At 70.0% G+C, this 23,720-nt stretch carries 2 protein-coding genes; both read left to right on the top strand.

What is annotated here, in order from left to right; genetic code table 11:
* Positions 1-22,812: a sigma-70 family RNA polymerase sigma factor gene (locus tag AB0M45_RS17755; protein ID WP_364329686.1), complete on the top strand. Its 22,812-nt coding sequence runs from the start codon at positions 1-3 to the stop codon at positions 22,810-22,812.
* The gene (locus tag AB0M45_RS17750) at positions 22,809-23,486 is read left to right on the top strand and encodes a hypothetical protein (RefSeq protein WP_364329683.1); all 678 of its coding nucleotides are present in this window, start codon (positions 22,809-22,811) and stop codon (positions 23,484-23,486) included. The genes AB0M45_RS17755 and AB0M45_RS17750 overlap by 4 nt, the downstream gene beginning before the upstream one ends.
* Positions 23,487-23,720 lie beyond the last annotated feature (234 nt).

The following is a 23,720-nucleotide window of genomic DNA, read 5'->3' as shown; positions in this document are numbered from 1 at the left end:
ATGCCCTTCTCGATAACCATTCCGCCGTGGCTGGAGTGGCTGGAGTGGGTGGCGGGAGCTGACTGGCCGAAAGGCCTCGAGGGCGATCAGAAAGCGGCCGGAGAAGATCTGCAGCGTCTGGCTCGTCAGCTGCGCACACGCGCAAGGCAGAAAGCAGAGACGGCGACCAATTCCACAGTGGTCGCCTATCCGGCCGGTGACGGCCGCGACGAGATGGAGAAGTCGCTCAAGGAGCAACTGAAAGCCATCGACAAGCTGGCCGACAAGTACGACGCGGCGGGCCAACGCGCCATCGACTCCGCCGCCGAGATGCGCGCGACCAAGCTGAATGACATTTTCTCGCTCGCATGGTTGGCGGCGGAACTGGCGTACGCGCTGTTCCTGGGCCCGGGGGCGCCTTTCGCGCAAGCGGGCGCCATCGCGGCAACGCAGGCCGCGTGCCGGTGGATGGGCGGCTTTCTGCTGCGCAGGATCGAAGCGATCCTGGCCAGGACGGCGCTGTCGCAAGCGAGCAGGGAGATCCTCGCCAAAGTCATCTACGAGATCGTTCAGGAAGCGATTACCGAGGTATTTCAGGGCACGTCGCAAGAATTGGCGGTGCAAGGCCTGAATATCCAAGCCGGGTACCAGGACGGTGGACTCAACTGGAACGCGATCGGCCAGAACGCGTGGATCTCCGCCGTTGCCGGTGGCGCGGGCGGTGCGGCCGGCCACGGTCTGCACAATGTCGTGCGTCACCTGCCGGGCGGTCCCAGCGGGCTGGCAGGTCTGGGCAAGGGCGCGATCACCGGTGCGGGCGCGGGCTCGGCCGGTGCGGGTGCGGCTTACCTGGCGACCGGATTATCTGGTGGCGGTTGGGAATTCGACCCGCGGATGTTCACCGGGGGTGCGCTGTCGGGCGTCGGGCCGAGCATGGTCTACGGCTACCGGGGTGGGTCGAACTACTCCGGCGGGCCGATGGGCAACGGGCCGGGGCTGACTCCGAACGTCGGTACCATGCCGGATGGCACGAGCCAGGCTCCGGCTTCGGGTACCGGAACCGGCGCCGGTGCTGGAACAGGGGCGGGGACCGGAACCGGCACCAATGGCGCAGGAACCGCGACAACCCCCGCGGCCACGAATGGCAGCGGCACCGGCGGAGGTCCCTCGGGTGGTGCGAATGGCGCTGGCGCCGCCGCGGATACGTCGGGCAGTACAAACGGCGCGGGCGCCGCAGGCGAGAGGGCAGGAACCGCTCAGAGTGCGAGTCAGGCTGGTACCGCGGGCAATGCGTCGAGCGGCACGCAGCGTGCGGATGACGTCGGTATCGTCGCCGATACCTCCAGTGGCGGTCAGAGCACGAATGGTGCTGGGGTCACCGGGGATACGTCCGGTGGCGCACACAACGGCGGGGACACCTCGACCGGTTCCCAGCGCGACGGAGGCACGGATACGGCCGCCGCGAGCACGAACGGCGACAGCCGTGGCACGGAAGGTCCCGGTGCTCAGCAGGGCGGGCCCGCCGATTCCGGGTCCGGCTCCACGAGCCGATCCGACGCGGTGGCAAGCCAACCCGCGCCCGATGCAGGCCAAGCCGCCCCCGATGCGGGCCAACGCACACCTGACGCAGGCCAAGCCCCTGGCAGCAGGGACGGGGCAAGCGTCGGCGAGAGTGTTGACACATCCCAGCCAGGCGGGGCTACTCCGTCCACCACCGCGCAACCAGCTACCGCACCGCAAGGCCCGGCCACTGACTCGGCCGCGTCCTCGACCACGCCCAGCACTTCCACGAGTTCGTCCTCGACCGGTGCCGCTGCAGGACCGGCGCGAACGGTCGGCCCGGCCACCGGACCGGATCAGGGCCGCCCATCACTGTCGCACAGTGATTCTCCCGTTGACCCGCGGACGAGTCGCGCCGGGGATCGAGACGGCACCGCGCCGCGCGCCGGCGATACCGCGGCGCAGGAAGGTGCGCAGGCACGCGCCGGTGCCGCAGATCGGACCGCTGCTGGGCCGCTCGGGAGGGAAGGGGCCGTCCAAGCCCAGACGGCCGATTCCGAAGCGCCACACGCGGGGTCGGACGCCGACGCGGACGCGGACGCCGACCAGAGCGACCGGTCGCTTCCGGACGACGCCGTGCGGCCCGAGGATGTCGCGCTGGTCGCCGGGCCGATCGCGGCATCGTCCAGCCCATCACCGGATGGCCGCACCGCCGACTCCAGCCGCGGCCGTCCCGATCCCGCCGCCGATCGCCGGACCGACGCGGACTCGGATACGTCCGGAGATGGGGAGACCTCCGGCCGGACTCCCGCCGACGCCGATAGCGATGTCGATGCCGCCGCCGACACCGGCACCGACAGCGCCGCCGACACCGGCAGGGATGCCGACACCGGCGGTGACGCCGACACCTACCGCGCTACCGACACCGAACGGAATCGCCGAGATCGGGTTCGGCTCCTGCCCGAGGACACCAGCCCGCCCAGCAGAGCCGAGATCGGCCACGCGAACGACGCGCTACGCCGTCTGGGTGACGACGCGCGCGCCGCAGATCTGCTACACGGCGAGAACACCGATGCCGATGCCGCGCGGGACCGGGCGCGCAGGAACGCCGATTGGTGGAACTCGCTGCGCGACAGCGACACTCCGGACGGCGCGCTGAGCCCGATGCAGCGGTCGATGGTCCGGGCGCACCCGGACGTGATCGGCAACGCGCCCGGTATCGCCGCGGTGGCGGCGAACGAAGCGAACCGGCTGCAGATCGCGCGTGAGATCAAAGATCTCCAGTCGCGCTACGGACTGAGCCGCGCCGAGCGCGCGCAGTTGCGCAATCTGCAGGCAACCGTCCGAGCCCTCGCCAGAGCGCATTTCCGGGCTGTCTCGCTCGATTCCGCCCCTCCGGTGCTCCTCGTGGCCTACGACTCGACGGCGTTCAGCGGGAAGGGCCGCGCCGCAATAGCTTTCGGAAATATCGACACCGCGGATCACGTGTCGTGGCACGTGCCCGGTATCCGGCACCCGGTGGCGGACCTGCAGTCCGGTGTGCATATCGCCGCCGGACAGTATCGGTCCTCGGCGGCCCGGGTGCGTGCGGGCGAGTCGATCGCCTCGGTCGCATGGGTCGGCTACGACGTGCCGAGCGGTCGCGCGCAAGGCGTCTTCACCCGCAGGGCGCGTTCCGGCGCCGAACTCCTGGTGCGCGACATCGCGGCCGCCGACGCGGCGCGGGAGGCCAGGGGCGGACCGGAAGCCGTACCGACGAACAAGGTGTTCGCACACGGCTACGGCATCGATGTCGCCGAAGCCGCGGGCAGGCGCGGCAGGCTGGAGCGACTGGCTGGTGATGTCGTGCTGTCCGGGATGGCCGAGCCGCACATCAGGGACGGGCACTTCGGTGACGTCCGCGTGCACGTACCCGACGGGACGCGCGGCCTGTTCGGCAGGATCCAACCCGCTGTGCCGGACCGTGCTTCGGAACCGCCCAGCGCAGTGCCGACGCGGGCGCTGCACGACGTCGGCCGGATCGGTGCCGACCTGGTGGGCTCCGTCGACCATCGGCCGCCCGACACTGCGCTCGATCCGGACCATCCACCCGCGCAGTCGGTGAACAACTGTGGCGAGCTCGCGCTCTGGCGAGCCGCCGTGCAGACCGGCAACGGCGAGATCTCGCTGGTCGAGCCGGGATCGGTCGGCCCGGAAGGCATGTCCTGGCACGACTTGGAGGTCGCGGCGGGCGGTGAGATCACCAGGGTCGTCGGCAGCAAGAAGCGTCCCGCGCACCAGATGATCGCCGATGGCCTGCGGTATCTGGGAGGCGACGCGGCGGTCTTGGTCGTCGACGAGCACAAGGGAAAAGCCGACGAGCACGGGGTGGGCGCGCACGCCTACGTCATGTACCACGACAAGGCCACCGGAAAGATCATGGTGGACGACCCCTTGCGCGGCGGGGTCTTCGAATTCGATCCGGACGCCGTACCGGACGCCAAGTCGACCTGGGGCGTCTTCTTCGGCGCCGAAGGCGAGCACCTGCGCCCACTGGCCGACGGAGGCGCGGGCAGCCGAGCCCGCGGCATCGCGGTGGGTGACACCGAACCGGACGACGAAGAAGAGCCGGTGGAGCAGGCCGACGACCTACTCGCCGACGCGGTGGCACGGCGCGATGAACTGGCGGCGCGCATCCGGCAGCTGGCCGAGACCATACGAGCTTCTGTCGACCCGGAGGGGCTGACACCGGAGCAGCTCGACGAGACGGTGCGTGACCTGTCCGATCGGGACCTGGCCGACGAGGACATCGTCCGGCTGTCCGAAATCGCCGATCTGGCACTTGACTACCGGCACGCGGATACCGAAGCCCGGCAGCTGGAGGCACGGCGTCCGGTCGCGACCCCGGATACCCGCGGCGACGCTGTCCCCGCAGGGACGGATCCGTCGGCTGGGACGGACGCTACCGGCGCCGACCCGGACCGCTCCGGCACCACTACGCGTACCGAGGCTTCGTCGTCCACCGACTCGGGCGCCGCCGATACCGGTGCGCCGGAACCGGACACGCCACGGCAACGTGGTGACCACGTGCCGCCGGAGGACTCGCCCGAGCTGTCCGGAGACCGAGCCCTGCCGGAAGACCTGTCCGAGCCGACCGACTCCGAGGTGTCCGCCGCGGACACCGCGTTGCGTCGGCTGGGACCGGACGCCTCGGCGGCGGACCTGCTGCACAGCGACCACCCCGCCGACGCCGTTGCCACACGCGCGAAAGAACGCGGACGGCGTAACTCGGAGTGGTGGAATGCGCTGCGCGACAGCGATACACCGGCCGGCCAGCTGAGCCCGATGCAGCGGGCGATGGTGCGGGTGCACCCGGCCGTGATCGGCAACGCACCCGGCATCGATGCCGCCGCGGTCGACCAGGCCAACCAGCTGCGGATGGCCAGGGAGCTGGCCGAGCTGCGGTCGCGCCGCAGGTTGACCCGCGCCGAACGCCAGCAGCTGCGCGTTCTGCGCGCGACCGAGAAGGCGCTGGCGGGTGCACAGCGGCGAGCCGCGGCGGTCGATCCCGGTCTACCGGTACATGTGGTCGCCTTCGATTCGACGGCTTTCGGCGGAAAAGGCCGGGCCCTGGTTGCCTTCGGCGACATCGATACCGCCCAGCATCTGGCGTGGCACGTCATCGGCATGGGCCATACCGTCGAGAAGCTGCATGCCAGCCTGGATTTCGCGCTCAACGAATACCGGGTGACCGCGGGCAGGCTCGGCGCGGGCGAGCGCAACGCCTCGATCGCGTGGGTCGGCTACGACGTGCCCGCTGGCGGGAAGATCACCGCGCTGCTGCAGGCGGCGACCCTGCGCCGTGCCAAGGCGGGTGCGGAACTGCTGCTGCGCGATATCGCCGCGACCGACGCGGCGCAGCAGTATGTTCGCGGATCGGTCGCAAAGCCGGTCAACCGCGTTTTCGCACACAGCTACGGCACCGCCCTCACCCAAGAGGCAGGGATGGGTGGCAGACTCGCGGGTCTGGCGGGCGATATCGTGCTCTCGGGCGGCCCCGGCGGCCCCATGACGAATGCCGCACAATTCGGCAGTGACGTCGGCGTCTATGTCGCCGCCGCGTCCAACGACATCTTCACGAGGCTCGGCGCTACGGTGCCCGGCCGAGCGGGTCGGATACTGCCGATGCTCGGCCTCGGGCTCGGCACCGATCCGGCGAGCGCGGGTTTCGGCGCGCTCAGGATCGCCGCCGAACTCCCGGACAGCAGGCGTTTCTCCGGTGTCTGGCAACGGCATTCTGGCTATTACAAGTTCGCCGACACCCGCGCCGGAACGCCGACCGAGGCGCTGGACAACTTCGGATTGATCGGTTCCGGTCGCGGCGGCGAGGTGTCCACCGTGCCGCACCGCCCCGGGGTTGCCGATCCAGGCTGGGTGCAGCGCCGAGTGGGCACTCGATTCGATGATCCCGAGCGCGGCCGTGTGCCACGCGCCGGCGACGGCTCCACGCCGCATCGGGTTCCGGATACCGTCCCGGATCAGCGGGCCGACCGGCCGGATACCGCGAATCGTTTCGGGCCGCGGCACAATGAGTGCGCGCCGCGCGCCTTGCGCTGGATCCAGCGTTTGACCGGCAGCGCCGCGGTGCGGCTTCCAGCGGGCGATATCGGCCCGCCGGGCATGAGCGCGGACGAACTGGAGTCGCACGCCGGTGGCCGGTTGCGCGCGTATGGGGCGGACCCGCGGCTGTCCGATCCGCACGATCTGATGGCGGCCAGGCTGCGGTTGCTCGGTGACGGTGCTTCGGTGCTGGTCGTCGACCAGTACCACGGTCCAGCGGACGAACACGGTGTCGGCGCGCACGCCTATGTGCTGACCAACGACAACGGAACGATCATGGTTCACGACGACAGCGTCGGTGAGCCGCACCCGTATCCGCCCCGCACACCCACCCGCGACCTCGCTGGAACCTGGGGCATCTGCTACGACTCGGACGGCAACCCGCTGGACCCCACCGAGGGCGTGGACCCCGCACCGCGGGATGGTTCACTGCCGTGGCATCGCATCGGCGCGCCACCGGCCGAGCCCGGCTACTCGGTCGCCCCGCGCAACCCGGGAACCGGCTTGCCGGACGACGTGCAAATCACCCGGGCCGACCACGATCTCGTGCGTGCGGCCGAGGATGCCCTGCGTGATCGGCTCGGTCCCACCGCGAACGCCGATTCCCTGCTGCGCGGCCTGAGCCCCGGCGATCCGGACGGCTCCGCACGCACTCGAGCCGAAGTGAACGCCCAGTGGTGGCACGCACTGAGTTCCGACCAGCGGCGCGCCATGGTCGCGATCCACCCGGAGATCATCGGCAACGCCGATGGCATCCCCGCACGGGTGAAAGACGAGGCGAACCGGCTGTCGATCCGGCGCGATCTGGACGTGTTCGTCGAGCGGCTGGGCGCCCACTATCGGCGCCACCCCAGCCAGCTGGAACGGGTGCTCGCCGGGACCGAACTCGACGCCGCGGAACGCAGACAGCTGCGCAATCTCCTCGCCACCCAGCGGGCTCTGCTGCGGGCGGATCGGCTGGCCGGCGCCATGCATGTGGACGTGCCGGCGCCGCGGGTGCACGTCCTGTCCTACAGCGCGACGGATTTCGGCGGCAGCGGACGAGCCGTGGTCGCGTTCGGCGATGTCGACACGGCGTCATCGGTGTCCTGGCATGTATTCGGCGTGAATTCCAGCATCCGGACCATGGCGGAGCAGCTGAAGCTGGCCAGGAACGCCTACGAGATGACCGTGCGCACCGATTCGGAGGTCACCGCGGCGTCCATCGCCTGGATCGGCTACGACGCACCGGGCAATCTGGCGCAGGCCACGACCACTGTCCGCGCGGAGGAAGGCGGCGCCCGGCTGGCCCGGGACGTGGTTTCCTTCCAGGCCACGCGGGCGTACCTGGCCGCGCGTCAGGGCGGCGAGCCGGTACCGGTGAACCACCTCTTCGGCCACCGCTACGGCGCCACCACGGTCAGTGAGGCCGCGGCGGGCGCTCGGCTGGCGCGGGAGATCGGCACCGTGACGATGCTGGCCTCACCGGGAGCGGGGCGGGTGCAGAGCGCGGCGGAGTACGGCGCGGACGTCGAGGTCTACGTGGCCAGCTCGTCCCGGGACTGGGTCGCCGGAATGGGCGCCAATACGCCCGGTGCGCGGGGCAGGGTGTTGAACGTCGGTTTGGGCGTGAATCCGGCCATCGACGTCTTCGGCGCCACGCGCATGGCGGCCGAGATCCCCATCGAGGGCAACACCGGCACCAAGAAGACGGTGTTCTCCCGGATCTCCCTGAAGCTGCTCGGTTATCCGGACCCGCGGTTCGCGGCGGGAGCTCGGGTGCACAGCCAGTACTACTGGTTCACCGACGAACACACCCGCGCGCCGACCGAGGCGCTGGCCAACATCGGGCGTATCGCCGCCGGGCACGGCGATTGGGTGCGGCCGGTGCAACCGCGCGCCGCGGTGGCGGATCCGAATCTGTGGCAGCGCCGGATCGCATCCCGGTCGGCCGACCCCGAGGCGCAACGGCCGCTCCGGTTCCGCGACGGCACTCTTCCACCGCCCGAACCCGCCGATGCCACGGCCGCTGCGGATACCGACGCGCTGGTGCGGGAAGCGCTGGCACTGCGCGGCGACGGCGTGCACCCGCCGGACCTGATGCACCGGGGCTACGCCGACGACTACACGCGGGCGCGCGAGCTGGCCACCGAGAACGCGCTGTGGTGGGATGCGCTGCGCGACAGCGGCACTCCGGAGGGCGAACTGAGCCCGATGCAGCGAGCGATGGTGCTGGCGCATCCGTTCGAGGTGGGCAATGCCGACGGAATCCCCGCCCACGTCAAGGATCAGGCCAACCGGTTGCAATTGCGGCGGGACCTGGACGCACTGCTGGCCCGCAGGCCGCGCGGTGGCTCGCTGGCACGCATCTTCCGCGGTAGCGACATCACCCCGCTGGAACGCCAGCAGTTGAAGAACATCATCGCGACCCAGGAGGCGTTGAACCGCTCCACCGGCGTGCGCCCCGGAATACCGACGCCCCCAGTGCATCTGCTCGCATATGACGGGCTGGCCTTCGGTGGCGAGGGCCGCGCGGTGGTGGCGATCGGCAACGTCGACACCGCCGCGCACGTGGCTTGGCAGGTGCCGGGCGTCACCACGACCGTGGAGAAACTGACCAAGCGCTTGCAGGCGGCGCGCGATCCGTACGAGGCCATGGTGCTGGCCGACCCCACCGTCGAGGTCGCGTCCATCGCGTGGATCGGGTACGACGCGCCGAGCGGCGCGAAGATCTGGCTGGAAACCAGGACGCCCGAGTTCGCGGAAGTCGGTGGCCGCCTGCTCGCCCGCGACGTGATGGCCTATCGAGCGGCGCGAGCGGCCCGTGCCGGGCGGCCCGTCGACCAGGCAGCCGCCGATCCGGCGGCGACCGATTCCGGGCCGGTCGTCCCGCCGCCGCCGAAGATCCACCTGTTCGGCCACAGCTACGGTTCCACCACAACGGGTTACGCGGCCGCGAACGGGCGCCTGGCTCGCGACGTCGCCACGATCACGCTGGTCGGCTCGCCGGGCGCCGGGCCGGTCCAGCACGCAGCCGAGTTCGGGATCGGCGTCGAGAACGTCTACGTCGCCAAGCTCTCCTACGATCCGGTCACCGGGCTCGGTGCGCTCATACCCGGCCGCCACGGCCGCTTCCTCAACATGGGTTTGGGCATCAATCCCTCGGTCGAGGCATTCGGCGCGCGTCGCGTACCGTCGCAGTTCCCGGCGGTCGGCCCGTTCGGCCGTGTGTTCCCGGCGCACGGCTTCTACTTCGACTTCATCGACGCCGATATCGGCGAGGCCCCGGAGTCGCTGGCGTATTTCGGCCTGATCGCGACCGGACACGGCGACGAAGTGCCGCGGGCGCCGCACCGCGTCGTACCCGAGGAGCCCGGTGTCCTGCACCGCGCCGGGTGGGCGCCGAAAGACCCCGAGGGCAAGCGAACTCCGGTCCGGCAGGACCAGCTCGGGCGCAGGCCCGCCGACGGAACGCAGGAACACCGGACACCTCGAGGCCCGGAACCGGAGCGGCCCGGGCCGGATCGCACGAGCGACCAGCCGGGCGAGGTACGGGATCCGGCCTCGCCGCGTCGAGTGCCCGAGGATCGGACCAGGCCGGAGATCCAGGGCCACCGCGGTGGTCGCGGATTGTGGTCGGAGAACACCCTCTCCGGCTTCGCGCAAGCGATGGATCTCGGCGTCGACGTGATCGAACTCGATGTCGGGCTCACCAGGGACGGCGTGCCGGTCATCGCGCATGAGCAGAAGATCGACGGCCACACCGTGCGAGACACCGGCCCGGTCCGGCCGAACGATCCGCAATTCCCCTACGTGGGGAAGCCGATTCGCGAGCTGACGGCCGAACAGATCCGCACACTCGACACCGCGGTGGTGAACAAGTCGTTCGCCGCAACCCAGCAGGCCGCGCCGCGCGGCAGCGGGGTGCCCACCCTGGCCGAAGCCGCGGCGCTGGCCTCCGGCCGCGGCGTGACGCTGGCGGTGGAGATCAAGACCGATCCCTCCTGGAGCGACGCGGAAGTCCGTGCCGTGGTCGCGGCGACGGTCGAGTGCCTGCGTGGCTACGACGTGCGATATCGGGTGCTCGGCTTCGACTGGCGGGTGCTGACGCACGCCGCTGAGCTGGCGCCGGACGTCGACCGCGTCGCGCTGGTGAGTTCGCGCACCGCCACCGGAGCGTGGCTGGGCGTCGACCCCGGCGCCTCCGGGGCGGGCCGGGTCCGCGGCATGGCGGCGCAGGTCGTCGGTCCGCGCCGTTCGCCGGGCGGTGACATCCCCGCCGCCGCGCGGCAAGCGGGCGCGACGATGCTCTCGCCGGAGCGCGCCATGCTGACCGACGAGTTCTTGCAGCAGGCCGCCGACGTCGGCATGCCTGTGGTGCCCTACACGGTCAACGATCCGGACGAAATGCGCCGCCTGATCGAGGACGGCGTCGCGGGCATCGTCACCGATTACCCGGACCTGCTGCGCGCGATCCTGGTCGAGCAGGGCTTCGAGGTTCCGGAATCGGTGCAGCCGAGGGGCGATTACGGTCCGGAGGATCCGCCGCCCGCGCCCGGTCCCGACAACCGCGGACCGGATCGAGGCCCGAACGATCGCGGTCCTCGTGCCGGCGGACCCGATGCCCGGCGGCCGGGCGACGCCGATACCGCACGGAGGGACGGCACGGGCGATCCGGACGTCTCACCCGCCGGACGTGCGGACGACCAGGCCGATCAAGGCCGGTCGGGTGACGACCGACCCGCTGCGAGGGCAGTAGTCGCCGACAGCGGACGCACCGACGTCGAGTCCGGTAGCACGCCAACCGCGCGTGGCGTGGAAGGTAGTGGACGCGGGCCGAACGACCCCGGGGACCCCCAACCGGCGGCTTCCGACCCGGATGAGCCGGGGCGCGGCGATAGTGACCGAGGAGGCGCGGATGCGCACCCGCGCCACCTCGGTCCCGCCCTGCCGATGGATCCCGGACTCACCGGCGAGCAGCAGCGGATTGCCGACGCGGCGCTGCGGGACGGCGGCTTCGACGGGCCGGACGTGTTGCAGCGCAGCGGAACCCGCCGCATCGTCGACTCCGCGCGGCGGCGGGCGACAGAGAATGCCGACTGGTGGCATGCGTTGGCCGATCCGGCTCGCCCCGGCGAGCTGAGCGCGACACAGCAGGCTCTGCTACGGGTCTACCCGCATCAGATCGGCAATGCCGACGGCTTGCCCGCGCAGGTCCGCAACGACGCGAACCGGCTCGCGATCACTCGCGACCTGGAGACGTTCCTCGCGCGACGGCCCGAAGGACGCGGCATGTGGTGGTCGCGCGCCGTGCTGAGCGCGGCGGAGCTGAAGCAGCTGGGTAACCTGGTCCTGACCCGCAACCACCTGGCGCAGCTGGAACAGCAGGCACGTCAGGTGCCGGGCAATCCGCCCGTCCACGTGCTGTCCTACGACGCGACGGCTTTCGGCGGCGACGGCAAGGTGGTCGTCGCGCTCGGCAACGTGGACACCGCCCGAACGGTGAACTGGCATGTTCCCGGCACCAATACCACCCTGCGGTCGCTGCACTATCAGTTCACCCCGCTGCGTCATCTGTACGAAGAGACCAAGCAGGTGGCGCCCGATCTGGAATTGGCCTCCATCATCTGGATCGGATACGACGCGCCGACCGGCCCGATCAACACCGGATACGTCAGGGCTGCCTTCCGCGGCCGTGCGAAGGTGGGCGGCGACCTCCTGCTGCACGAGATCGCGGCCTTCCACGCGACCAGGGCGCACGCCGGAACCGCTGACCCGCGGCAGCTGACGAACCGGATCTTCGCGCACAGCTACGGTTCGGTCACCGCCAGCTTCGCGGGCAAACACGGCAGGCTGGCCGGACTGGTCGGCTCGATCGCGCTCTCGGGTTCCCCTGGCGCGGGCCCGGTGCGCAGCGCCGCCGCGTTCGGTATCGGTGCGCGGAATGTCTACGTCGCCGCCTCCTGGCGTGACCCGGTGACCATGTTCGGCGCCGACCAGCCGGGCGCGTGGAGCCGTTACCTCGGCACCGGGCTCGGCCTCGGCATGGATCCGTCCTCGGAAGCCTTCGGAGCGAGACGAATTCGCGCCGAATTCCCGCGGTCGGAGAACTTCGGCAATGCCGAACAGGTGCACCAGGGCTACCTGCGCCCCAGCGATCCGCGGACCGGGCGGCCCACCGAGTCGCTGGCCAACTTCGGCCGGATCGCGTCGGGGCACGGCGACACCCTGCCCCTGGTGGATCATCGCCATCCGCCGCCGGACCCCGGGTGGGCCCGGCGCCGAGTCGGTACCGCGCCGATCGATGTCGAGCGCGGCCGTTTCGACGACGGCAGCAGCGATACCAGGGCGCCGGACGTGACGACGCCGCCCGGCGTCACGCATGTGGGGGCAACCGGCCCGCGTGACTGCGCCGTTCGCTCGTTGCAGCTCGTCCAGGACCGGACCGGCAGCAGGGCGATCAATGTCGCCGCGGCCAGGGACGTCGGCATGGACGGCATGCGCTGGCAGGATCTGGAAACGCACGCGGGTGGCCGCCTGCGGGCCGAAAGCCACGCGACCATCGCGGCACGCTTGCGGCGCATGGGCAACGGCGCCACCACCCTGGTCGTCGACGAGTACCACGGTGTCGCCGAGCGCAATAACGGTGTCGGGGCGCACGCGTATGTGATGACCAACGACAACGGCACCGTCCTGGTGGGAGACCCCGCGACGAACGAGGTCCGCCGCTACCAGGACTGGACTCCGCCTCGAGGCATCGCGGGAACCTGGGGAATCCACTACGACGCCGCGGGCGCGCCACAACACCCGCATGACCTCGGCATGGACGATGGCGCCCGTCCGGCCGGTCTGATCGGTGCATCGCCGCATCTGCCGGGCGATCCCGATGCCCAGCTCGCCCGGGCGCGTGCGCAGTGGACCGCGGTGGAAGAGGCCGTTCGCGCGAAGGGGGAACCGGTCGGCTACGAGCGCATTCCGACCGGGCCGGAGAGCAACGCCGTCTACATCGTCGAATTCGCCGACGGCAGCAAGTGGGTGTACAAGCCGGCATCCGGTCAGACGTTCGGGCAGATCCAGGTGCTGCCGTCGGGCTCGGTCGTCCGCGAAGTCGCCCGCTACCGAAGGGATCTGCTGCTCGGATACGGTCATGTGCCGCCGACCATCGCGTGGACCGGGCGTTATGGCACCGGTTCGCTGCAAGAACTGGTCCGGGTGCTGCCCAGTGAACCGCTGCCGGAATACCCGCTCGCGGAGCGGCACGCGGTGGCGATCGGGGTCTACATCGACGCCGATCAAGATCACAACGACTATCTCACCGCGGCCGGTGACGCCCGCCGCCCTCGTGGATCTCTCGTGATCCACGATGGTGAGCACACCTCGCCGCTGGACACCAGTCGCATCGGCATCCGATCGAGTTTCGTGGTCGACGCGCTGCACGAGTCGCTGCACCCGGATCCGCTCGCGGCGGCGAGGGAGCTGCATCCGGACGCGCTGCGCGCCGTGCTCACCGAGTTGGGCATCGAGCCGGAAGCCGTCGACGGTGAGATCCGGCGGCTCGGGGAGATCCAGACCGACGGCGTGATCAGCGGCAGGGAATGGCCGGGGCGGATCAGGGACGTCCCCCGTATCACGCCGCCGCGGGAGCCCGAGGCCGCGCCCACTCCCCAGCCGGAGACCGCCGAGCCCGATACCCGCGTGGACACACCGAGCCTGTGGCGGCGCCTCCGCGGCCTGTTCTCCAGCGACAGCGGCCCCGCGCCGGACGCGGAAGTCGTCGACGGTACGACCGCACAGCGCGCACCCGACCCGCCGGCCGACACCACGCGCTACCGCAACGACTGTGCGCCACAGTCGCTTTCGCGTGTGGTCGACCTGACCGGCAGCACCGTCGTGCGAGTGCCGGAGGCGGCGGTCGGTCCGGAGGGAATGACGGCCGATCAGCTGGAAGATGCGTCCGGTGGACGTCTGGCAAGCTTCGGCTCGCGCGACGCGATCGCCGACCGGCTGCGCGGAATGAACGACGGCGCCACGATTCTGGTGGTCGAGGACTACCACGGCCCCGCCGACCGGCACGGCGTCGGCGCACACGCCTACGTCCTGACCAACGAGGGCGGCACCATCATGGTGTACGACTCCGCCCTCGGCTTCCCACACCCATACCAGCCGGGCCAGCCCACCCCCGACGTGCGCGCCATATCGGGAATCGTCTACATGCCCGACGGGACGCCGACCCGCTCCATCGACGAATTCGCTCCGGACGCGAACGCGCGCCCCGACACCGGGATCGGCATGTCCCCGGGAAGCGATCCATCCACCGGTGCGGAGCCCGTGCGCCTCGAAGAGACCTTCGGTACGAGTCCGGACCTCTCCGCGGACGAACGCAGGGCCGATGCCGAGACCGCGCGCAACTGGGTGGTCGAGAAGCTGCGCGAACTCGGCTGGCGCAATCCTGGGCAGCTCGACGACATGCGCGTCGTCGTCTCGGAGTTGGTCGCCAATGCGCTGGACCACGCCTCCGACCCGGTCCGGGTCGTCATCGAGGTGACCGGGGACGCGGGCGCCAGGAAGCTGCGCGTCGACGTGATCGACAGCAGCAGCGTGCAGCCCGAACTGGCGGGCTTCGATCTTCGGCCCGACGACCTGATCGAGCAGTCGGACGAGGACTTCGACCTCGACGCGCTGATCGCTGGCCTCGGCGAGCGGGGCCGCGGCCTGCCGATGGTGGCGGACATGACCCACGCCAGCGGCACCACCGAGCTCGAGGCGGGCAAATCGACCTGGTTCGTGCTGCGGGAACTGCTGGTCCGTGTCGCACCGCAGGAGGGGCTGGCCGCGGCGTTCGCGCGGTACGGCGACACCGGCGGCGGCTGGACCGGCGCCGACAGCACCTACTCGCGGCGGTTGCCGGACGGCAGGCATCTGTGGATGTTCTCCGACACGTTCCTCGGCACGGTGCATCCGGACGGGTCCCGGCCCTCGGAGGGCCCCTTCGTGAACAACACCTTCGTGGTGGACGACAACGGCGAGATGTCGACGATTCACGGTGGGACGCAGGAGGTTCCACAGGCCGTGGTGCAGGCAGGCCCGGACGGCTTCTACTGGCTCGGCGGATCGTTCGTCACCGGATCCACGCTGAACGTCATGTTCGTCGGGTTCTCCCGCACCGGTGCCGGGATGTGGGATTTCGCCTTCCGCGACAACGTGCTCGCCCGGTTCGACACCGATGATCTCCGCCTGCTCGACATCACCCCGATGCCCTCGGAAACGGGCGTGAATTGGACGGCGTGGGCCGAGTTCGACGGCACGCACACCTACATCTACGGCATGGAAGAGGACGGCGCGTCCAAATACCTGCACGTCGCCCGCGTGCGGGGCGACGATCCGCGCACGTCGTGGGAGTTCTTCGACGGCTCCGGGTGGTCGTCGAGGGAGACGGACTCCGCACGGACCATGCCGGGTGTCGCCAACGAGTACAGCGTCACCCGGTGGCGCGGCCGCTACTTGCTGATCACGCAGGACACCAGGTCCGCGTTCGGTACCGACATTCTCGCCTACGTCGCCGACGCGCCGACCGGACCGTTCACCTCGCCGACCGTGCTCTACCGGACGCCGGAGACCGGCGCCGAAGGTTCCTACGGCGACGCGAACGTGATCACCTACAACGCCCATGAGCATCCCGAACTCCGCCGCGGCGACACCTTGATCATCAGCTACAACGTCAACAGCCTCGACCCCGGCGGCGTGCTCGAAGACGTGACCAAATACCGCCCGCGATTCATCGAGGTCGAGCTGAATCCTGGTTCCGGCGGGCCGGATTCGAGTGTTGCCCCATCGACGAATCCGCCCACCAGCCCGGGCGAGCCGCACAGCGGTCGTCGCGCCGGCCCCGGCGAGCCGGAACCCGGACAGATCGGCGACGTCGAATCGGCGATGCAGCCTGCTTCGGTACGGGAGGCGTTGCCCCGGCTGTTGTCCGATGCGCAGCTGAGCCCGCCCGCGACAGCAGCACCGGCGAGTGACGCCGATGTCGAAGCGCTGATCGCCGATCGCCTGGTGGCGCTCGGCCTAGACACCGAGGCGGCGCTGCTGCTCGAGGCCAGTTTGCTGATCGAGGAGAAATATCTGAGCACCGCGGTCATCGCGGATCAGCCTCGGCCGGAGACGCTCTTCGGACTCGCGGAGTGGGCAGGTTATCTGGATGCCCGCCTGCTCGCCGGACAGTACGGCGATCGGGAGTTGACTCCTGACTTCATTGTGGCCCTGCATATGCGGCTGGCAGCGATGACGGCGCCGGAGAAAGGTGCGGAGTTCGCCCAGCCGGGTCTGCGGACCTGTGTGTTGACTGCCACTCCGGCCGAAGATCAGATAGCGGCGATCAACGAGAACCCAGCGCTTTCCTATCTGCCGCCACCCGCTGGGCCTGATGTGCACGGCGTCGTCAAGTACCCCGAGTTCGCCTCGCAAGAGGAGGTCAGGCGAGAGCTGCAGTCGTTGTGCGACTGGTACAACGCAGCAACGCGCGAATCCGGCTACGACCCCTTCGAGATCGCCGCGACCTTGCAGCACCGGCTCGTCTCCATCCACCCTCTGCACTACAACGGCCGTCTTTCGCGACTCCTGATGAACTGGTCTCTGGAGAACGACGGACAACCGCCGAGCGCTATTCGCGAGTTCGACGACGATTTCCTCACTCGGTTACCGGATTGGGTGGCGGAGGTCAGGGCGGGCAGCGTGCGATATGGCGAATGGGTGGGCAGGCTCGCCGAACTGGGGCCGGCTATCGACCCGGTGACGTTGTTCGGTCTGGAGCAACTACGGGAACGTTATCGGCAAATGGGCGGCCAGACAGCTCCTTTCGTGGTGGGGCAGCGGCACGACGGTGTCAAGTACCGGCGATTGCTGGCGGCGGTGATGTCCGGTGACGCGCTGCCGGATGTCGCCGACCCGATGCCCTCGGCTCCCGATGCCGTCACCGGCCCGCTCGAGGATCTTCGTGCGTGGGCGGCTAGTTTCGACGACCCGCAGGTTCAGCACCTCGTCGGCGAGAAGCACGTCGACACCGCGGCCCGCCTGGCGGCGTTCCAGCGTGGTGAACGACCTCCGGTCGATGAGATCACCGGCACCGCACGGGAACTGGGCGTGTTTCTGCGGGAAGCGGTACAGCGGCTCATGGTCAGAGCCGCCCGGCCCGGCCCGGTTCCGGACGATGCCGCAGGACTGCTCGACATGGCGCGGGCGTTGCCCGATCGCTTCCCGGAAGTAGCGGAACTGCGTGCCGCCGCGAGCACGTTGGTCTCGGTGGACAGCGCGCTCGCCCAGTTGCGCGCCGAGCCGCTCGAGCCGATCACCGGACCTGGTTCCCGTACCGGTGCCGCGGACCGCCATGGCCCGCCGGAGTCCGGCGACGCCCCGCCAGCGCGGGACGGGCACGTTCCAGCACAGCGTGGACCGGCGGTGGAGCCCGCCGAATCCGAAGTCGTGCCGCGACAGCGGAGCCAAGTCCGGAACGCCGCGCGCTTGGCGTCGGAGCGCGATGTCGACGCGGCCTTGGTCGCCGCGGTCAAGGCGGGAGACACCGAGGCGTTCGGAGCGCTGTATGAGCGGCACGTGGGCGCCGCCCGCACTGCCGCGGCGGGGGTGGTTCGCGGCCGCGAGCACGTCGATGACGTAGTGGCCGAGAGTTTCGCGAATGTCTTCGCGCTGTTGAGTCGTGACGGCCGGACCATCGAGCATTTCCGCGCGTACCTGCTGACCACGGTGCGCCATGTGGCCACGGCGTCGCGCAAGCAGGGGGACCGGCAGGTCGCTACCGACGACCTGGAGCGCTTCGCTCCCGAGGAGCCGTTCCGCGACACGGTGGTCGAGGAGCTCGACAGTTCGCTGGCGGCGCGTGCGCTCCTGTCGTTGCCCGAGCGATGGCGAATGGTGTTGCAGCGGCTTGAACTCGAGGGAATGAAGCCCCGCGAACTGGCGTCGGAGCTCGGGCTGACCCCGAACGCCACAAGCGTCCTCGCCGCCCGTGCCCGGGAGGGTCTGCGTCAGGCATACCTGCAGCTGCACCTTTCCGGTCCGGTTCGGGAGCAGTGCCGCCCGGTGGCGGAGAAACTCGGCGCCTACGTGCGTGCCGGTCTCGGCAAGCGTGAGACCACAGCCGTGCGCGAGCACCTTGTCACCTGCGCCGACTGCGGCGCCCTCCACCGGGAACTCGCGGATATCGATGCCGTGATCCGGCGTAACCGTGGCGAAGTCCCCGACGCACCGCGGCGACAGCCGCCGGGCGACGGCACGGTGCCGGCCCAGCGGCGCTCGGATCAGCCGGGTGGTGGCGCGGTCGAGTCCGATTCCGCTGGGCCGGACCGCGCGGACCGGAATCCGCCGACGACAAGCGGAAAGGAGGCTACGAGATCGGGCCGACCAGCCGAGGGGGACGACCCGCCGTCGCCCGGTCCGTCGGCGCATGACGCTCAGGGCACGTCATCCTGGACCATGACTCCGGCGGAGCTCGCGCTACTCGACATGGGTGCGGTGATCCGCGAAGAGGTTCTGGATACCGGCCACTTCCATCTGAACGAAGTGCTGGTCGTGCACTTCGAGAAGGGCACGGCGGTATATCGGCCCGCGGCGCGCGAGCCGATCCCCGGCATGGAGCTGCCCGCGGCGGGGCCGGTGGCCGGCGAGGTCGCCACCTTCCGGTTCGACCACCTCCTCGGGTTCCATCAGGTTCCGCCGACCGTCCCCTACGACGGAAGCCGTGGACCGGGATCGCTGCAATTCTTTGTCGGCGAGTTGACAGAACCACTTGCACCGCAGGGATATTCGGTCACGCAGCGGTTCATGATGGCGATCCGGGACGCCATCACGGGCGAGTGCGACCGGCAGGGCAGCGACGGCACCGCTGGTGCGATCGCCATCGCGGCCGACAACGACTTCTCGTTCCCGGAGCACGCAGGTTCGTTCGTCGTCGCCGACCCGGATCTGATTCTTACCGACCGGCCGGACACACGAACGGATCTGCCGTTCCTCGGCACCAGATTTCCTTACCTGCTGGAGTTGATGAACCAGCCGATCCCGCCGGAAATCCTGGCCAAGGTCCGCGCGGTCACGCGCGCGCGAGCGGAGGCGGTGCTCGCGGAACTCGGCCACTCGCGCAGCGCGATCGATGGCGCGCTGCACCGCCTCGCGTCGATCCAGGCCCGGGGCATGATCACCGCGGAAGTCTGGGCGTACGCCGGTCCGCCACCGCGCCGAGGCGGCGAAGGGATCGGCCGAGCCGACGACGCAGTGTCCGGTCAACTGGACGATATCGGCCCAGGACCGGCCTCGATTCCAACTGGCCGCGGCGAGCGGGATTCCGCGGCCGGCCCGGTGGACCAGCCAAGGACCGAGAACTCCGTCCCCGACTCCGGCCGGGCAGACGATCCCGCACTACCCAGTGCGGCAACCGAATCGGCCCGCGAAGTTCCGCAGCCGATCGACGACGACTTCGCCCGATGTGGCACCGCGGAGGAGGTCGGCGCGTTGCTGACCGCGAAACACGGTGTGATCGCCGTGGGATTCGACGCCCGCCACCTGCCCGACGGCCGGGTCATCGATGTGGAAGCGGCCCGCGAATTCGCCAGGGCGCTGGACGACAAGCTCACCAAGCATCCGTGGCTGGATATTCGCGAGGCGAGCATCGGGCCGACCGACCATCGGAAGAACTTCGCCGAGACCGAATACGGGGTCGAGAACGGCAAGTTCTACGCGAAGTCGATCGTCCTCAACGAGCTGTACGCCGCCGACCCCGAGCGGTCCATGCGGGAGTGGGCCGAAGACTTGGCGGGCGGACACCACGTCGGTCCCGAAAACCGGCCCTGGTACGGCAATATCGTGCACGAGATCGGCCACGCGGTGGACTACGCGGGCAGCCTGGCAGCCCGGCGCGAGGTGCCGTACGCACTGCTCGAGCGTTACCTGTTGCTGCGAAGCCAGGCAGGTGTCCAGGACGAGGCGGATCTCGACGGATACGAACACTGGGTGCGCGAGCAATTCAGCAGGTACTGCTTCGACGAGCGTGGCGATCTGAAGCCGGGCGAGGCATTGGCGGAGGCGTACGCGGCCGTCGAACACGACGACTCGGATATCACCGAGGGCGAAGAGGTGCTGTACGACCTGCTGATGCGGCATGCCGGAGCATTCTCCGGCGCACCGGCCACCATGGCCGACCTCGCTATGCCCGAGTGGGGCAGGGAAGCCGTCGGCCCTGGTGGTCCCCCCGAGGATGACCACGTACCGTCGCCGGAAGATGACCGGCACCACGGGACAGCCGGCAACCTCGGTGAGTTCCGCGGCGACGCACGCGATCCCGGCCGCGATCCCATGCGTCAGTCCGTTCTGATGCGACACGTCGAAAGCGCCCTGCGGCTGATCGCCCCGGAGGAAGTGAGCTGGTTCCGGCCGCCGCCGGTGGGTCCGGCGGGATCCATGAGCCGCGCTCGCGAAGACGGGTACTTCACGCTGCCGGGCGGCCGGCCGGTGCACCTGCGCGTCGGCGAGGTCGGCGCGGGAGCGGTCGCCGAATACCACGCGCGGCCGGACGGTTCCGCCTTCGATCTCACCGTGTCCGACCGGGCGCGTTCGCGCGACGTCGCGCGTGCGGTGGCCGCTCTGCTGGTGCAGATCCGGTTGGCCACCGATCCCACCTTCCGGCATCCCGGCGGACGTTTCGCCGAGCTCGAAGTAGTTGCCGCGCAGCTGGATCAATCGATCTTCGACCCGGCACGATCCAATCTCACACCAGACTACCGCCGGGATCTCGCCGACCTGCTCGATCATCTGGGTATCACCGCCGACCCGGTCGGCGAAGCCGCCGAGCTGCTCGCCGAACACGATCCCGAGCTGGCACGGCGAATCGGACTGGAGTACGGCGGTGTCGTGGCCAGCCGCCCGGTCTTCGGGCTCCTGCTGACCGAACCGGCCTTCGAGGACGCGGCCCTGGCGCATCTGACCCGCCTCGGCAAACTGCTGCGCGGCGAGTACGCGGCCGACGTGCTGACCATCGAGGCGTTGGCGCTGAACGGGCGGATGCACGAGGAACAGGTGCGCCGCATCTTCGACCCGATCTATTTCGATCCCAACGCCGATGCCGCGCGCGGAACCGTGCACCGGGACGACCTGATCGAGGCGCTGGTCCCGCTCAGGGCGGCGATCAATGATCCGCTGCCGCACGGCCCGCGGCGGTTGGCCGCGATCGAGGCGGCCATCGACGAACTGCGCGCGTCACCGCTGGTCACCGACGAGCTGCGCGGCGCGGTGAATTGGGCACGCATGCGCCAGGCCGCGTCCGCGTTGGTGGCGATGCCGGACTGGATCGGAGGCGTGCTGCACCGGAACACGGGACAGGTCGAGATCCGGGCGGCCCTACCGGCGCATCCGCAGGGCACATCGATGTCGCTGCTGGACTTCCTGCACACCGTGGACAGGGCGAATCGTGGTGCGGCGCAGCACGGTCTGAACGCCGAGTACGTAGTCGTGATCCACGACCAAGCCGACGGACGGTCCTCGGTGGAGGTGCTCTCCCGCCCGCGGCCGACTTACCGGCTACCCGCCGAGCGCAACGATCCGGTGCTCTTCGCGCCCCGTCCGTCGGTACCCGCGGCGCGCGCGGGCGGGCACACCGTCGACGTCGGCGTGGGACGCAGCGCGTTCGCGGTGGAGCTGACCCCGATCCAGGACACGATGGGCCGCGGCCTGATTCTGCAGACCGAATTGCCGCAGGACTTCGCCGACGCCGGACAGCGCCGCCGCAACCTCGGCGTCCTCGATCCGGGTCCGCTGCCGATGCCGGGCGCGCTCGTGTTGTTCGCCGACCTGCTCACGCACGGCGAGGTGCTGGCGGCGGGCGGCAACGGCGGTGTCGCCAGGTTCTATATCAACAACGTCAGCGCGCACTACACCGCCGCCCAGTACGACGCGCTGGCCGCGCAACTGCCGCGGACTCTGGCGCCGGGCGCGCGCATCGAAGTGCAGTGGGACATGACCTCGGAGCGCGCCGAGGGCGGCAGACCGGGCGACCGCGGACACATCCAGGGCGATCTGCTGATGGAAGCGATCGAGCGGGTGCTGCCGCCCACGGTCGGCGGCGCCTTCCGGGTCGTCGAGCACACCGTCTTCGACCCGCCGGGCAACGAGGACTACCTGTACTCGATCGACGCGGGCGCGAGCAACGTCCTCAACGCCGGGACGATGGCGCTGTACACGCCGCCGAAACCCGACCACCGCATGGTGATCGCCTACGAGCCGGACGCGGGCACGCCGGTGGCGGCGGTGCAGCGGGTCACGCCCGCCGTCGACGTCGACGCGATCCTGGCCCACGACCGCCGACCGGAGGTATTAGCCCAGCCGACCGGAGATCCGGCGACCGCGAATCTGCCGACGCTGCGTCAGCACTACATCGCGGAGGTGGGGCGCCTGCCGGCCGTGCAGGACGCGCTGCGCGAACGTGGCGCGTCCGACGAGGAGATCGCCCGGACCTTGCAGAACGCGCGCCGGGAGATCGGCGCCTTCTACAAAACCCAGGACTACGGTGAATTGGAGCACCTGAAGGATCGGATCCGGAGGCGAAACATCCGCGAGTACAAGGACCCGCTCGGCCCGACCGTCGAATATCTGCGCGAGGTCAAGGGTCTCAGCTGGGCGCAGATCATCGAGGGCGCCAAGCGGCCGGGTGGCGCCGATCTCGGACTCGACCGTGACGAATCGGGAGGCAGCGCGTGACCGCACCACGGGCTCGGCTCGATCGCGCGGCGGAGCAGCTGCGCGACTACCTGCTGTGGTTGGCCGCGCGGCTGACGCCCGGCGTGACCCCGCAGGTGTCGGTGCCGGACCATCCGGTCGCGGTGGACTGGCACGAGCCGGTCCGGTACCAGTACCGCGCCAGCGCCCGCGTGCACCCGCCCGGCGCGGCCTACGATCCGGCCGTGGTGCACCGGGCGGTGGCCGCGCTCACCGAGGCCGGGTGGTCGGTCGACGTCGAGCGCTCCGCGGACGAGCCGGGGGCGGTGCAGTCGACGGTCATCGGGAAACGCGACGAGTTCGTGGTGCGCATCCGCGTGCAGGAAGGGTACGGCGGCGTCATTTTCACCGGTGCGACACCCATTATCGCCGTACCCGAGGACGATTCGTTCGTCCCACCCGAAACGGTCGTCACGCCGGAGACCGTCGGCGCGGACGCGGTGCTGTGCTATGAGTGCGCGGGCCTGGGCTGGTGCCCCGCCTGTCAGGGACGCGGCTGGACCGCCACCGGACCTTCCGGCCGCCGGCGCTGCGGGGAATGCCTCGGCGCCAAGGTCTGTCCGGTCTGCCGCGGCGCGGGCGAACTCGTGATCGCCGAACTGACCCTGGCCGATCGAACCCATTACCCCGATCTACCGAGCACTTTCGACCGATGAGGGAACCATCGGCCTGCCGGATGGACAGTGTTGTCACTTGCCGGACATCCGTTGTTCGGATGAACCTTCGAAACTTCGTTGCGGAAGGAGACATTGCGGCGAGAGCACGGGTGGGATGATCAGATCGATGGTGTCTGTGTGGGCGCGTTCCGCCCCGGCATCATCGGCCACACGGCGCGCCGGGTATGGCCCCGCAGAAGGTAGCTTGGGGATACAGGACGTGCGACGGATAGG

The sequence above is a fragment of the Nocardia sp. NPDC051787 genome (assembly GCF_040681325.1).
Lineage (GTDB): Bacteria > Actinomycetota > Actinomycetes > Mycobacteriales > Mycobacteriaceae > Nocardia.
Note: the sequence above shows the minus strand (reverse complement) of the source record. Positions and strands in the feature narration are given on the sequence as shown.